General features: G+C 74.1%; 14 protein-coding genes. 8 read left to right on the forward strand and 6 right to left on the reverse strand.

Going from position 1 to position 13,440, the window contains the following annotated elements; translation table 11 throughout:
- The first annotated feature begins 8 nt into the window (after positions 1-8).
- The 5 genes from ABT014_RS01460 to ABT014_RS01480 all read left to right on the forward strand — a co-directional run bounded on the left by ABT014_RS01460 (position 9) and on the right by ABT014_RS01480 (position 5,265).
- Positions 9-1,208 (forward strand): homogentisate 1,2-dioxygenase, encoded by a 1,200-nt coding sequence (locus tag ABT014_RS01460; RefSeq protein WP_350635584.1) that lies wholly within the window; start codon positions 9-11, stop codon positions 1,206-1,208.
- Positions 1,205-2,029, forward strand: coding sequence for a hypothetical protein (locus ABT014_RS01465; protein ID WP_350635586.1), 825 nt, complete (start codon positions 1,205-1,207; stop codon positions 2,027-2,029). Before ABT014_RS01460 ends, ABT014_RS01465 begins: the two co-directional genes overlap by 4 nt.
- Positions 2,026-3,243: a fumarylacetoacetase gene (gene fahA, locus ABT014_RS01470; protein ID WP_350635587.1), complete on the forward strand. Its 1,218-nt coding sequence runs from the start codon at positions 2,026-2,028 to the stop codon at positions 3,241-3,243. The genes ABT014_RS01465 and fahA overlap by 4 nt, the downstream gene beginning before the upstream one ends.
- A 113-nt stretch (positions 3,244-3,356) precedes the next feature.
- A complete protein-coding gene (locus ABT014_RS01475) occupies positions 3,357-4,385 on the forward strand; it encodes an enoyl-CoA hydratase/isomerase family protein (RefSeq protein WP_350635589.1) in 1,029 nt (342 codons plus the stop codon).
- A 103-nt stretch (positions 4,386-4,488) separates the two neighbouring features.
- On the forward strand, positions 4,489-5,265 hold the full coding sequence (locus ABT014_RS01480) for an enoyl-CoA hydratase (protein WP_350635590.1): 777 nt from the start codon (positions 4,489-4,491) through the stop codon (positions 5,263-5,265).
- Positions 5,266-5,304: 39 nt separating this feature from the next.
- Here ABT014_RS01480 and ABT014_RS01485 read toward each other — a convergent pair whose 3' ends face one another.
- A complete protein-coding gene (locus ABT014_RS01485) occupies positions 5,305-7,098 on the reverse strand; it encodes an NAD-binding protein (RefSeq protein WP_350635592.1) in 1,794 nt (597 codons plus the stop codon).
- A gap of 188 nt (positions 7,099-7,286) precedes the next feature.
- Here ABT014_RS01485 and ABT014_RS01490 point away from each other — a divergent pair, with 188 nt between their 5' ends.
- Positions 7,287-7,871 carry an HdeD family acid-resistance protein gene (locus ABT014_RS01490; RefSeq protein ID WP_350635594.1) on the forward strand — a complete coding sequence of 195 codons (585 nt, stop codon included), beginning with the start codon at positions 7,287-7,289 and terminating at the stop codon, positions 7,869-7,871.
- Between the two features lie 22 nt (positions 7,872-7,893).
- Here the strand turns inward: ABT014_RS01490 and ABT014_RS01495 are convergent, their stop codons facing one another.
- Positions 7,894-8,196: an antibiotic biosynthesis monooxygenase family protein gene (locus tag ABT014_RS01495; protein ID WP_350635596.1), complete on the reverse strand. Its 303-nt coding sequence runs from the start codon at positions 8,194-8,196 to the stop codon at positions 7,894-7,896.
- Positions 8,197-8,383: 187 nt separating this feature from the next.
- Here ABT014_RS01495 and ABT014_RS01500 point away from each other — a divergent pair, with 187 nt between their 5' ends.
- Positions 8,384-8,644: a metallothionein gene (locus tag ABT014_RS01500; RefSeq protein WP_350635597.1), complete on the forward strand. Its 261-nt coding sequence runs from the start codon at positions 8,384-8,386 to the stop codon at positions 8,642-8,644.
- Between the two features lie 19 nt (positions 8,645-8,663).
- Here the strand turns inward: ABT014_RS01500 and ABT014_RS01505 are convergent, their stop codons facing one another.
- From ABT014_RS01505 to ABT014_RS01515, 3 genes are all read right to left on the reverse strand, one after another.
- Positions 8,664-9,950 (reverse strand): ATP-binding protein, encoded by a 1,287-nt coding sequence (locus tag ABT014_RS01505; protein WP_350635599.1) that lies wholly within the window; start codon positions 9,948-9,950, stop codon positions 8,664-8,666.
- 113 nt (positions 9,951-10,063) lie between these two features.
- The gene (locus ABT014_RS01510) at positions 10,064-11,311 is read right to left on the reverse strand and encodes a cytochrome P450 (RefSeq protein ID WP_350635601.1); all 1,248 of its coding nucleotides are present in this window, start codon (positions 11,309-11,311) and stop codon (positions 10,064-10,066) included.
- An 82-nt stretch (positions 11,312-11,393) separates the two neighbouring features.
- Positions 11,394-12,212 (reverse strand): EI24 domain-containing protein, encoded by an 819-nt coding sequence (locus ABT014_RS01515; protein WP_350635603.1) that lies wholly within the window; start codon positions 12,210-12,212, stop codon positions 11,394-11,396.
- 157 nt (positions 12,213-12,369) lie between these two features.
- Here ABT014_RS01515 and ABT014_RS01520 point away from each other — a divergent pair, with 157 nt between their 5' ends.
- Complete coding sequence (locus ABT014_RS01520; RefSeq protein WP_350635989.1) at positions 12,370-12,795, forward strand: nucleoside deaminase; 426 nt, start codon at positions 12,370-12,372, stop codon at positions 12,793-12,795.
- Between the two features lie 72 nt (positions 12,796-12,867).
- On the opposite strand, the gene ABT014_RS01525 is transcribed toward ABT014_RS01520, so the two are convergent.
- Positions 12,868-13,440: hypothetical protein (locus ABT014_RS01525; RefSeq protein ID WP_350635605.1), on the reverse strand; the 573-nt coding region annotated here is incomplete at its 5' end.

A 13,440-nucleotide genomic window follows, 5' to 3' on the forward strand; every position in this document is an offset into this window, starting at 1 on the left:
ACTCCACGATGGCGCACTACCGGCAGCTGGGCAGCATCCCGCCCAAGCGGCACACCCAGCACCGCACGCCCGAGGGCGGCCTCTACTACGAGGAGCTGATGGGTGAGGAGGGCTTCACCTCCGACTCCTCGCTGCTCTACCACCGGGGCATCCCCTCGGCGATCGTGGACGCGCGGCCCTGGGAGCTGCCGGACCAGTCGACCACCCCGAACCTCCCGCTGATCCCCCGCCACCTCAAGCTGCACACGCTGAGCGAGGGCGAGGAGTGGAAGGACACCGACGCGGTGACCGGGCGCCGGCTGGTGCTCGGCAACGCCGACGTGCGGATCGGCTACGTGGTGGCGGGCGCCCCCAGCGAGCTGTACCGCAACGGGCTGGGCGACGAGTGCGTCTACGTGGAGTCCGGCTCGGCCACCCTGGAGACGGTGTTCGGCACCCTGGAGGTCGGCCAGGGGGACTACGTGATCATCCCCCGGGCCACCACCCACCGCTGGGTGCCGGCGCCCGACGCGCCGCTGCGCGCGTACTGCATCGAGGCCAACAGCCACATCACCCCGCCCAAGCGGTACCTGTCCCGGTTCGGCCAGCTGCTGGAGCACGCGCCGTACTGCGAGCGGGACCTGCGCGGGCCGGTCGGGCCGCTGGTGGTCGAGGGCACGGACGTGGACGTGCTGGTCAAGCACCGCGGCAGCCACGGCGTGGTGGGCACCCGCTACACCGTGCCGCACCACCCGTTCGACGTGGTCGGCTGGGACGGCTGCCTGTACCCGTACGCCTTCAACATCGCCGACTTCGAGCCGATCACCGGGCGGATCCACCAGCCGCCGCCGGCCCACCAGGTCTTCGAGGGCCACAACTTCGTGATCTGCAACTTCGTGCCGCGCAAGGTGGACTACCACCCGCTGTCCATCCCGGTGCCGTACTACCACGCCAACGTGGACAGCGACGAGGTGATGTTCTACTGCGGCGGCGACTACGAGGCCCGCAAGGGCTCGGGCATCGCCCAGGGCTCGATCTCGCTGCACCCCGGCGGCCACACCCACGGGCCGCAGCCGGGCGCCTACGAGCGCTCGATCGGCGCCGAGTTCTTCGACGAGCTGGCGGTCATGGTGGACACCTTCCGCCCGCTGGAGCTCGGCGAGGCCGGCACGGCCAGCGAGGACCCGGGCTACGCCTGGACGTGGTCCGGCCGCGGGCCGAACCGGTGACCGTCCCCGCCCTCTACCGGGGGCTGTTCGACGACGCCGCGCTCTTCCCGCCGGGTGACCTGCCGCTGCCCGAGGCGGTGCCGGCCCACGCCGTGCACCGCACCGCCTGGTACGCCGAGGCGGTCGGCCCGTTCCTGGTCGGCGCGGGTCGGCTGGCCGAGCTGACCGCCGTCCTGGCGGGCGCGCCGCTGCGGGTGGCCCTGGTGCTGCCCGACGGCGCCGGACAGCTGGCGCCCGCGCTCGCGGACGCCGGCGCGCTGTCCGTGGCCGGCGTGGAACTCGCCGACCCGGACGTGCGGGCGGCGGTCACCGCGCTGGACGGGCAGCTGCCGGCCGGCGTGCAGGCGGCCGTGGAACTCCCCCGCGGCGACGGCCTGCCGGCCGCGCTGGACGTGCTCGCCGGCACGCCGTACCGGGCCAAGTTCCGCACCGGCGGCCTGGCCGCCGGGGCCTTCCCCACCGAGACGGAGCTGGCCGGCTTCCTGGCGGGCTGCGCCGAACGCGCCCTGCCGTACAAGTGCACGGCCGGCCTGCACCACGCCGTCCGGCACACCGATCCGGCCACCGGGTTCGAGCACCACGGCTTCCTGAACGTGCTGCTGGCCGCCGTGGCCGGGCCGGACGAGAAACTCGCCGCCGAGGCGCTGGCCGAGCGCTCCGGCGCGCTGCTGGCCGCCGCCGCCCACGATCTGACGGATGATCAGGTCCGGCAGGCGCGCGAGCGCTTCACCGCGTTCGGCACCTGCAGCATCGTCGAGCCGCTCGAGGACCTGGCCGCGCTCGGCCTGCTCACCGCACCCGCACCACAGGAGGACCGTTGACCGCCACCACCTGGCTCGCCGTCCCGGCCGAGTCCCCGTTCGGCATCCACAACCTGCCGTACGGCGTCTTCACCGCCCCCGACCGGCCGGGCCGGCGGCGGATCGGCGTGCGGATCGGCGAGCAGGTCCTCGACCTCGGCGCGACCGCCCGCGCGGCCGGGGCGCCGTCCGTGCTGCTGGACGCGGACAGCCTCAACCCGCTGATGGCGGCGGGCCGTTCCACCTGGACCGCGGTCCGGGCGGCGATCACCGAGTGGCTGACCGACGAGGCGTACCGGCCCGTGGTGGCGCCCAACCTGGTGGAGCTGGCCGACGCCGAGCTGCACCTTCCGTTCGAGGTCGCCGACTACGTCGACTTCTACGCCTCCGAGCACCACGCGACCAACCTGGGCAAGCTGTTCCGCCCCGGCACCGAGCCGCTCACCCCGAACTGGAAGCACCTGCCGATCGGCTACCACGGCCGGGCCGGCACGGTGGTGGTCTCCGGCACGCCGGTGGTCCGCCCGCACGGCCAGCGCAAGGCGCCGACCGACCCGGTGCCCGGCTTCGGGCCCTCCCGCCGGCTCGACATCGAGGCCGAGGTCGGCTTCGTCGTCGGCACCCCGACCGAGCTCGGCAGCCGGGTCGCGCTCGCCGACTTCGCCGAGCACGTCTTCGGCGTGCTGCTGCTCAACGACTGGTCCGCGCGCGACATCCAGGCCTGGGAGTACGTGCCGCTCGGCCCGTTCCTCGGCAAGTCCTTCGCCACCTCGGTCTCGCCCTGGGTGGTGCCACTGGCCGCCCTGGAGCACGCCCGGGTCGCCCCGCCGGCCCGCGACGTGGAGCCGCTGGCGTACCTGGACGACCGGGCGGCCGAGCCGTGGGGCCTGGACCTGGCGATGGAGGTCGAGCTCAACGGCCATCCGATCTCCCGGCCGCCGTTCGCGGCGATGTACTGGACGGCCGCCCAGCAGCTGGCGCACCTGACGGTCAACGGCGCCTCGCTGCGCACCGGCGACCTCTACGCCTCCGGCACCGTGAGCGGCCCCGAGGCGGACAGCCGCGGCGCGCTGATCGAGCTCACCTGGAACGGCGAGAACCCGGTCAAGCTCCCCGACGGCACCACCCGCACCTTCCTGGAGGACGGCGACGAGGTCACCGTCACCGCCACCGCCCCGGGCCCCGACGGCACCCGGATCGGCTTCGGCGAGGTCTACGGCCGGATCGTCCCGTAACTCCCGCCCACCCCGCCGGGGCCCGCCACCTCCCGAGGTGGCGGGCCCCGCGGCTTCGGGGGCAGCACCTAGGCTGTCGGGGGCACCGACCCCCATGATCCGGAGGACCTGCGATGGACGTGCTCGTCGAGCGGGACGGCCTGGCCGGCCGCCTCACGCTGAACCGGCCGAAGGCGCTCAACTCGCTCACCCACGACATGCTGCGCGCGCTGCGGACCGCGCTGGACGCCTGGGCCGGTGACGACTCGGTGGCCACCGTGGTGCTGACCGGCGCCGGCGAGCGCGGGCTGTGCGCCGGGGCCGACATCCGGGCCATGCACGACGACGCCAAGGCGGGCGGCGCGGGCTTCCGGGAGTTCTTCCGGGACGAGTACCTGCTGAACGAGCTGATCGCGCGCTACCCGAAGCCGTACGTCGCGGTGATGGACGGCATCACGATGGGCGGCGGTGTCGGCGTCTCCGCGCACGGCAGCCTGCGGATCGTCACCGAGCGGTCCACGGTGGCGATGCCGGAGACCAGGATCGGCCTGGTGCCGGACGTCGGCGGCAGCCACCTGCTCGCGCACGCGCCCGGCGAGCTGGGCACCCACCTCGCACTGACGGCCGGTTCGATGACCGCCGCCGACGCACTGCTCTGCGGCTTCGCCGACCACTTCGTGCCGGCCGCCGCGCTGCCCGGCCTGCTCGCCGAGCTGGCCCACCGGCCGGCCGCGGAGGCCGTCGCCGCCCACGCGACCGCGGCGCCCGCCTCGGAGCTGGCCGCGCAGCGGGGGTGGATCGACACCTGCTACGCCGCCGACGAGGTGGAGGAGATCCTGACCCGGCTGGCGGACAGCGGCGTGCCGGAGGCCAAGCAGGCCGCCGAGGAGATCCTCGGCAAGTCCCCGACCGCGCTGAAGGTGACGCTGGCCGCGCTGCGGCTGGCCCGCGGCCACCGCTCGCTGGCCGAGACACTGGAGCAGGAGTACCGGATCTCCTGCGCGGCGCTGGACAGCCATGACCTGGTGGAGGGCATCCGGGCGCAGGTGGTCGACAAGGACCGCGACCCGCACTGGCGGCCGGCCACGCCGGCCGAGGTGGGCCCCGAGGAGGTCCGCCGGTTCTTCGCCCCGGCGCCCACCGGCGCGCTCGGGATCGGGTGACCACCGTCTCAGCAGTCGAGACTGGCGCACCGGCCGGTGCGTCCGCGAAGGTATGGACGGGCACGGCGGAGCCACCGTCACAGCGCAGAGGGAGTCAACGACGATGACCGACTACGAGACGATCCTGGTCGACCGCAAGGGCCGGGTCGGGCTGATCACGCTCAACCGGCCGAAGGCGCTCAACGCGCTGAACAGCCGGCTGATGAACGAGGTGGTGGCCGCCGCCCGGGCGTTCGACCGGGACCCGGAGATCGGCGCCCTGGTGATCACCGGTTCGGAGAAGGCCTTCGCGGCCGGCGCCGACATCAAGGAGATGCAGGACAACCACTTCCCGGACGTCTACCTGGACGACTGGCTGGGCCCGTGGGACGAGCTGGGCCGGCTGCGCAAGCCGGTGATCGCCGCGGTCGCGGGCTACGCGCTGGGCGGGGGCTGCGAGTTGGCGATGCTGTGCGACATCCTGCTGGCCGCCGACACCGCGAGGTTCGGGCAGCCGGAGATCAAGCTCGGGGTGATCCCCGGCATCGGCGGCTCGCAGCGGCTGACCAGGGCGGTCGGCAAGGCCAAGGCCATGGAGCTGTGCCTGACCGGCCGGATGATGGGCGCCGAGGAGGCCGAGCGGGCCGGCCTGGTCTCCCGGATCGTCCCGGCCGACCGGCTGCTGGCGGAGGCGATGGCGGTGGCGGAGACGGTCGCCGCGATGTCCGCGCCGGCCGCCGTGATGATGAAGGAGAGCGTCAACCGCGCCTTCGAGACCACGCTCGCCGAGGGCGTCCGGTTCGAACGCCGGCTCTTCCACGCCGCGTTCGCCACCGAGGACCAGAAGGAGGGCATGGCCGCCTTCGCCGAGAAGCGGCCGGCCGACTTCAAGCACCGCTGACCCGGCCGCCCGCCGGGCCGAACCCACCGCCCGGCCCGGTCAACTCCCTTCCGGATCGAGGGTGTTGAGCCGGGCCAGGCCGCTCCGGGTGGCCGCCACCACGATCCGGTCACCCGGTTCGAGGCGGCGGGCCCGGTCGGCGAAGTTCCACTGGTACTCCTGCGGGCGCCGGGCCAGCCGGACCGCGATCACCCGGACCCCGCCGTCGCCCTCGATCTCGTGGGTGTCCCGGCCGAGCAGGCCGCTGCCCGGCTCCGCCGCCAGCTCGGCGATCAGCAGGACGTGCCGGTAGACCGAGAGCGTGCCCAGCACCTCACGGCCCATCAGGGCGGCCGCGAACGCCGGCGCGGACAGGTAGGACACCGAGCGGGAGGCCACGTTGCCCATGGTGGCGTACACGTGGTGGGCGAAGTCGTCGTCGAACAGCCGGACCACGATGCGGACCTCGGGGCGCACCGCGCGGGCCTCCAGCGCCGCCTCCAGGTTGGCCGCGTCGTCGGTGGTGACGGCGACCAGGGCCCGGCTGTAGCGGACCCGGGCCCGCCGCAGCTGGCTCTCCAGCGGGGCGTCACCGACCAGGACGGGCAGGCCGAGCGCCCGTACCGCCGCGATGCCGCGGGCCTGCGGGTCGCGCTCGATGCAGACCACCGGGACCCCGGTGGAGTGCACCAGGGCGGCCACCCGGGTGCCGACGTTCCCGAGCCCGACCACCACCACGTGGTCCCTGGTCCGGGAGCCCGGCGCCCTCGGCTGGCCGCGCCGCCCGGTGGCCAGCAGGTCCACCACGATCGCGGTGGCCACCGGCACGAAGGTGATCCCGCAGAAGGTCACCACCACCTGGGCCAGCCGGGTCCACGGCCCGCCCGGCACCGCCACGCCCGGCTGGTCCGGCTGCGCGGCGCCCGCCAGGTCGAGCAGCGTCAGGTAGGCCGCCCAGCCGAGGCTGCCGTTGTAGTGCCAGATCACCCAGCCGCCGACGAGCACCGCAATCAGGGCGGTGGTCAGCACCAGCCGGAGCCGGACGCTGGTGAAGTGGCGCAGCGCGTCCTGGAGCCACCAGCGGGCCCGCTTCCACCAGGCGATCGGCACGGGCGGCTCGCTGGTCAGCGTCTGGAGCACGGCGATCGAGCCGCGGTCGGGGCCGGCCACCTCCGTGCCGGGCGTCCGGCCGAGCTCGATCGGCCCCTCGGAGCCGAGCCGCCGGGCCAGCGCGATGAACTCGGCCGCCCGGCCGCCGGTGTCCGGCAGCAGCCGCAGCCGGGTGAGGTCCTGCCGGTCGATCCGGTCCGCCACCAGGCAGATCTGGTTGCCCTCGATCTCGTCGCCGTACGCCACGTACAGGAAGCGGTCGCCGACCTGGACCGAGCCGGGCCGGCCGAGCGCGCCGTTGGCGAAGGCCGGCGCGGCGGTGGCCGAGCCGGACAGGGCCGCGGAGTTGGGCAGCAGCTGCCGGATGTGCTCGCCGAGGCGCAGGTTGAACATCCGCAGCACGATCCGGATCCCGGGGTTGCGGCCCTGGGCGGCCAGCGCGGCGTGGATGTTCTCCTGGTCGGTGCCGTCCATCAGGGCGACCCCGCGGGCGCCGTCCACCCCGGCCGCGCGCAGCGCCTCCTCGGAGACCGTGCTGGACTCCAGCACCTCGGCGACCCCGGCCAGGAGTTCGATCCGCGGACCGTGATCCCTGGTCCGGTCCGGCACCAGGGCGATCACCGGCACCTCGTAGTGCTCGGTCAGCTCCACGATCAGCCGGTGCGCCAGCGCGTTGCCGCCGCAGACGATGTAGTGGCCCGTGATCGGCCCGGTCTGAGGGTCCCCCTGCCCATCATCCGTCATAAGGTCCGATTCTATGTCCCCCGAACGGATCAACGGCTGTCCTGCGGGTGACTGACGGACCATCATCAGCGGTCCTGACGGATCATCCGAACGGCGCAACGGCCCGCGCGGGCCCCCGGGCGGCCCGGGAGAGTGGAGGGGCCGGGTGCGTGGGAGGGCCCCACCTCCGCCCGTCAGGAGTCGCAACCATGGCCGATCCCTCGTTCCCGACCGACGGTCCGTACCAGCGGCTGGCCCGGGCCGCCTGGCAGGTGGTGCTGGCGGCCGGGCTGGCCTCGCTGGCCCTCGGGGTGGTCATCTTCGTCTGGCCGAAGCAGACCCTGTGGGTGGTGGGCGTGCTGTTCGGGATCTACCTGGTGGTGATCGGCGTCTTCCAGCTGATGGCCGCCTTCGGCACGCACGCCCAGACCGCCCTGCGGGTGATGGCCTTCATCAGCGGCGCGCTGTGCGTGCTGCTCGGGCTGCTGTGCTTCCGCAGCGCGGTGCAGTCGATCGCCCTGCTGGGGATCTGGATCGGGATCGGCTGGCTGTTCCGCGGCATCACCCTGGTCGCCGCGGCCGGCTCGGACCCGACCATGCAGGCCCGCGGCTGGCAGGTCTTCGTCGGCCTGCTGAACGTCCTGGCCGGTGTGCTGCTGATGGTGTGGCCGGTCCACTCGGTCACCGCGCTGGCGATCCTGGCCGGCTGCGGCCTGGTGGTGCTGGGCCTGGTCGAGGTGGTCACCGCGTTCCGGATCCGCCAGGCGGCCAAGGACCTGCCGGCCGGCGTCTGAGGCCCGGGCCGCGGGCCGGCGCTCAGGCGCCGAACGGCTGGTAGTGCGCCACCTTGGGCGGGTGCTCCAGGTAGTTCAGCTCCCCTTCGGCCCACACCGGCCGGATCCGCCACATCGGCCCGGCGTAGGCGAGCAGCGACTCCTCGTCCGTCCACCGGGTGATCATCAGCACCCGGTGGTCGCCCTCGACCACGGCGGTCATCAGCTCGCCGCCCACGCAGCCGTCGGTCCGCAGGATCTGCGGCAGCACCTCCTCGGCCAGCTGGGCGCGGAACCCGGCGGCGTGTCGGGGCGCGACGTGCGCCTCCCAGATGCGGACGATCATCAGGACCTCCTCGGCCGTGGCGCCCCCGCTCTCCAGTATCCGTTCGGCGGCGGCCCCGCGCGGCGGTGCGGTGTGGGTGGTGCGGCCGGGCGCGGCGTCCGATTTGCCGGGTCCGTCCGGCGGCCGAAGACTCGGAGACGTGCCGGCCGGCCGCGGCCGGGTCCGAGCACCGAAAGGGAGTCACGGCATGGCGGTCTGTGTGGTGTGCAAGAACGACTACTGGCTGGCCTTCGAGATCAAGACGGTGACCGGGGACACCTACACCTTCGACAGCTTCGAGTGCGCGATGGAGAAGCTCGCCCCGCGCTGCGAGTACTGCCAGGTGCGGATCGTCGGGCACGGTGTCGAGGTCTCCGGCCGGTTCTTCTGCTGCGCCAACTGCGCCCGGCGGGACGGCGGGCTGGGCGAGCAGATCCGGGACGCGGTCGGGGTCCACCCGGGCGCGTAGGCCCCCGACCGGCCCCCGGTCAGGTCCTGGCGTGCGAGCCGATGTCGGCGGCGAACTCCTCGATCATGGCGGGGGTGACCGTCGGGCGGCACTGGGCGACGGCGGCCAGGTAGTCCTCGGTGCCGGCGCCCGCCGGTCCGCCGCCCGCACCGCCGAGGTCGCGCTCGAAGGCCGCCTGGGCCGCGATCCGGGCGGCGTGCTCGATGTCGGCCGGGGTGAACTGCTCGCTCGCCCCGACCAGCACCGGCAGGTCGACGTCGTCCCTGGCGGTGGCGTAGCGCGACCAGATGGCGGACCGGGCGGCGGCGTCCGGGGTGCCGATCGGGATCAGGTAGTCGAACCGGCCGGGACGCAGGAAGGCGGGGTCGAGCGAGCGGACCGAGTTGGTCGCGCAGACCAGCAGCCGCTCCTCGCCCTCGCGGAAGCCCGGGATCAGCTTGAGCAGCTCGTTGGTCACCCCGTGCATGCCGCCCGCGGCGCCCTCGGCGCGGACCGGGGCGATCTCCTCCACCTCGTCGATGAAGACCAGCACCCGCTCCAGCTGCGCGATCCGGGCGAACGCCGCCCGCAGCGCCGCCGCGAGGTTGCCCTCGTCCGCCAGCCGGGACGGCAGCAGCTCGACGAACGGCCAGCCGAGCCGGGAGGCGACCGCGCGGGCGAAGGTGGTCTTGCCGGTGCCCGGCGGCCCGAACAGGGCGATCGCGCGCGGCGGCCGGACCCCGTGCCGGGCGGCCCGCTCGGGCTCGGCCAGCGGCAGCACCACCCGCCGCTCGATCAGGTCCTTCTCCGCCTCCATCCCGGCGACCTTCTCCCAGAGGTCGCCCGGCAGCAGCCGCCCGCCGAGCTCCGCCAGCAGGTCGGCGGCCGGGCCGGCCGCCGGCTCGGCCTTCTCGAAGTACGCCACCGCCGGGCGGCGGCCGTAGCCGGCGTTGCGCAGCCCCTCGCCGAGCAGCTCCTCCTCCGGCAGCACGTACGCGATCCGGCGGACGTGCTGCGCGACCAGCCGCCGCTCCAGCTCGCGCAGCAGGGCGCTGGCCAGGCCCCGGCCGCGCCAGGCCGGGGCGATCGCGATCCGCATCACCCAGGCCCGGTCGCCGGCCAGGTGGGCCAGCGCGGCACCGATCGGCACGCCCCGGCTGACCGCGACCACGGCCGGCTGCCGGGAGGTGAGCGCGGTGATGCACTCGGCCAGCGAGAAGACCGACTCCTGGCCGAGCCCGGCGGTGGTGTCGATCAGATGGACGACGGCCGCGAGGTCCTCCTCGCGGTAGTCGTGGACCAGCCAGTCGTGAACGGAACGGGACACCGGGACCGCCTCCTCGTACGTGGTCCCGGAACGGTAGGGCGACGCGCGGGGCGGCGGCGCGCGCCGGTCCGGACAACCGGAGCGGCAGAACCGTACGAAGCGGGGATGGCCGCTCAGGCGGGCGGTGTGAAGGTGAAGGCCAGCGACCTGACCCGGTGGTCGAAGCTGGAGGGGATCAGGTCGGGCGCGCCGGCCGACCGGATGTCGGGCAGCCGGGTGAACAGCTCCCCCAGGAGCACCTTCATCTCCTGCCGGGCCAGGTAGGCGCCCAGGCAGAAGTGCGGGCCGCCGCCGCCGAAGCCGAGGTGCGGATTGGGCGAGCGGGTGATGTCGAAGGCGTCCGGGTCGGTGAAGACGGCCCCGTCCCGGTTGGCCGATTCGAAGAACAGCACCACCTTGTCGCCGCGGGCCAGCGGTGCGCCGTTCAGCTCATGGTCGGTGGCCAGGGTGCGGCGGAACTGGATGATCGGCGTGCTGTACCGGACGATCTCCTCCACCGCGCCGCCGATCCGGGCGTCGAAGTCGGCGGCCAGCAGCGCGCGTTGCTCCGGGTGCGTGGTCAGCAGGTGCAGGCCGTGGGCGAGCGCGTTGCGGGTGGTCTCCACCCCGGCCACCAGCAGCAGCGAGAAGAAGGCGCCCAGCTCCCGGGAGTTGAGGCGGCGGCCGTCCACGTCGGCGGTGACCAGCGCGGAGATCAGGTCGTCGGCCGGCCGGCGGCGGCGTTCACGGCCGAGCGCGGCGATGACGCCCTGCATCCGGGCCAGCGCGCGCAGCCCGCGCCCCGGGATCCGCAGCCGGCTGCGGGCCACCCCGGTGTGCTCGGAGGCGTGGTTGATCTGCGCCAGGATCTCCCGGCGCTGCGGCCCGGGGATGCCCATCATGTTGCAGATCACCTGGTACGGCAGCTCGGCGGCGACGGCCGTGACGAAGTCCGCCGGGCGGTGCTCCAGGACCTCGTCCACGATCCGGGCGGCCACCGCCCGGATGTCCTCCTCGACCTTGGAGACCAGCCGGGGGGTGAAGGCCCGGGAGACGATCCGGCGCAGGTCGGCGTGGTGCGGGTCGTCCAGGTTCACCATCGAGTCGCCGAACAGCGTGCGCACCCAGCGGGCCGGCTCCGGGGTGGTGACGCCCGGACCGCTGAGGAACACCTCCGGGGTGCGGCTCGCCGCCACCACGTCCGCGTGCCGCACCAGCGCGTGGAAGGGGCGGCCGGTGGCGCGGTCGGTGAGGACCACCGGCCGGTCCAGCTCGCGCAGCTCGGCGAAGGCGGCGGCCCGCTCGGCGGCCGGCAGCCGCCAGAAGGCCGGGTCGCCCGGATCGGTCCCGGACCGGAGGTCGGCGCGCGCCGGTGCACTCATGGATGAATTTATGGGGCACCGGCGGACGCACTGTCAAATTGCCCGGGAATTCGAATACTTGAATGCCTTCGAATGCTCCGTGCTATTCCTTGAAAAGGTCGATCGGGCTCTGCGAATCCCGCTCCTGCTGCTCCTGCTGCTCCTCGGCATCGTCCGGCTCGTCGGTGACCGGCGCGAGGTCGCGGGCCAGCAGGGTGGCCCCGGCCACCGCCCCCGGCATCGCCAGGACGGTCACGAACGGCACCAGGAACAGCAGGGTCACGCCCACCCCGAAGCCGAGCGTCAGCGGCAGCCGGCCGCGCAGCAGCCGCAGCCGGTCCCGCTGGGCGATCCCCCGGCGCTGGAGCGCCACCGCCGAGAGTTCCGCGGTCAGGTAGTAGCCGGAGACGCAGACCCCCAGCACCGGCACCACGGTCTGGCCGATCACCGGGATGAATCCGCCCACGAACAGCAGCAGCCCGAACCCGACCACCCGGACCAGCACGGCCAGGCTGTCCCGGGCCGAGACCAGCAGCTCGCGCCAGAGCCCGAGGTGCGGCGCGGGCGGGGCGCCGCCCTCGGTGTCGTCCACCTTCTCGCACAGCGACTCGTAGAACGGCTGACCGACCAGCAGCGTGACGGCGGTGAACGTGACCAGCGCGAGCAGCCCGCCACCGGCCAGCACCACCGCCACCACCAGACCGCGCAGCAGGCCCTGCCACGGGGAGCTCCAGTGGTCGGCGAACGGCGTCGCCCAGTCGGCGACCTGGTCCGACCACACCACCAGCGCGGCCAGCGCCGCCAGGTAGCCGACCAGGGTGATCAGCGCGGGAATCATCCCGAACCCCCACCACCGGCCGTGTCTCGCCACCCAGCGCTGTCCCTGGAACAGATAGCCGACCCCCGCCGCAAAATCTCGCATACCGGCAGCCTACGGGGGCCGGCCGCGGCCGGACCGGCCCGGGTCCGGGCGCGGGAACCGGGCGGTGCGGCGGGGGTCACGGATCCGGGCCGGTGACCGATGATGGGCTGCGGGGGCCGGGCGGAGAGGGCGGTGGCCGAAGGTGGACGTCGAACGGATGCTGGCGGTGGCGGTCGAGGAGGCCAGGGCCGGGCTCGCCGAGGGCGGGATCCCGATCGGGGCCGCGCTGTTCGGGGCGGACGGGGAGCTGCTCGGGCGCGGCCACAACCGGCGGGTCCAGGACGGCGATCCGTCGATGCACGCCGAGACCGCCGCCTTCCGGGCGGCCGGCCGGCTGCGCGGCTACGGGCGGACCACCATGGTGACCACGCTGTCGCCGTGCTGGTACTGCTCCGGGCTGGTGCGGCAGTTCGGGATCGGGCGGGTGGTGATCGGCGAGGCGCGGACGTTCAGCGGCGGCCACGCGTGGCTGGCCGAGCACGGCGTGGCCGTCACGGTGCTGGACGACCCGGCCTGCGTGCGGCTGATGACGGGGTTCGTCGCGGCGCGCCCCGAGCTCTGGTTCGAGGACATCGGCGAGTAGCGGCCGTCCCCGGACAGCACCGTGCCCGCCCGGGCGGAACGCTCGGACGGGCACGGTCGGGTACCGCCAGGGTCAGCTACGGGCCTCGGCGACGGCGGCGCCCAGCGCCTCCTTGATCCGCGGACCGAGCCGGCCGAAGCCCAGCTCCTTCATCGCGGCGCGGAGCAGCTCGTCCTCGGAACGCTCCACCCCGTCACCGTCGATCCACCGGACCAGCGCGGTCAGCTCGGCGGCCGAGTACGCGGTGACCGGACGCCCGGGCGTCAGCTCGGGCTTCTTCGCCCGCCAGGCCTTCTTGGGCGCGTCGACCTCGGCCTCGACGACGGCGACGGCGACGGCGACGGGCTCGGCCTCAACGACCGGCTCGACCTCGGCAACCGGCTCGACCTCGGCAACCGGCTCGACCTCGGCGACGGGCTCAACCTCGGGCTCAACCTCGGCGACGGGCTCCGCCTCGACAACCGGCTCAACCTCGGCGACGGGCTCGGGCTCGGCCTCCACGACCGGGTCGACCTGAGCAACCGGCTCTGCCTCGGGCTCAGCCTCGGCAACGGCCTCGACAACCGGCTCGACCTCGGCGACGGGCTCAACCTCGGGCTCGGCCTCAACGACCGGCTCGACCTCAGCGACCGGCTCCGCCTCGGG

This window comes from Kitasatospora sp. NPDC094015, from assembly GCF_040304075.1.
Taxonomy (GTDB): domain Bacteria; phylum Actinomycetota; class Actinomycetes; order Streptomycetales; family Streptomycetaceae; genus Kitasatospora.

Bases quoted from the DNA above. Each gene is read 5' to 3' on its own strand.
- ABT014_RS01460 (WP_350635584.1), top strand. From the start codon at position 9: ATGGCGCACTACCGGCAGCTGGGCAGCATCCCGCCCAAGCGGCACACC.
- ABT014_RS01475 (WP_350635589.1), top strand. From the start codon at position 3,357: ATGGACGTGCTCGTCGAGCGGGACGGCCTGGCCGGCCGCCTCACGCTG.
- ABT014_RS01480 (WP_350635590.1), top strand. From the start codon at position 4,489: ATGACCGACTACGAGACGATCCTGGTCGACCGCAAGGGCCGGGTCGGG.
- ABT014_RS01485 (WP_350635592.1), bottom strand. From the start codon at position 7,098: ATGACGGATGATGGGCAGGGGGACCCTCAGACCGGGCCGATCACGGGC.
- ABT014_RS01490 (WP_350635594.1), top strand. From the start codon at position 7,287: ATGGCCGATCCCTCGTTCCCGACCGACGGTCCGTACCAGCGGCTGGCC.
- ABT014_RS01495 (WP_350635596.1), bottom strand. From the start codon at position 8,196: ATGATCGTCCGCATCTGGGAGGCGCACGTCGCGCCCCGACACGCCGCC.
- ABT014_RS01500 (WP_350635597.1), top strand. From the start codon at position 8,384: ATGGCGGTCTGTGTGGTGTGCAAGAACGACTACTGGCTGGCCTTCGAG.
- ABT014_RS01510 (WP_350635601.1), bottom strand. From the start codon at position 11,311: ATGAGTGCACCGGCGCGCGCCGACCTCCGGTCCGGGACCGATCCGGGC.
- ABT014_RS01515 (WP_350635603.1), bottom strand. From the start codon at position 12,212: ATGCGAGATTTTGCGGCGGGGGTCGGCTATCTGTTCCAGGGACAGCGC.
- ABT014_RS01520 (WP_350635989.1), top strand. From the start codon at position 12,370: ATGCTGGCGGTGGCGGTCGAGGAGGCCAGGGCCGGGCTCGCCGAGGGC.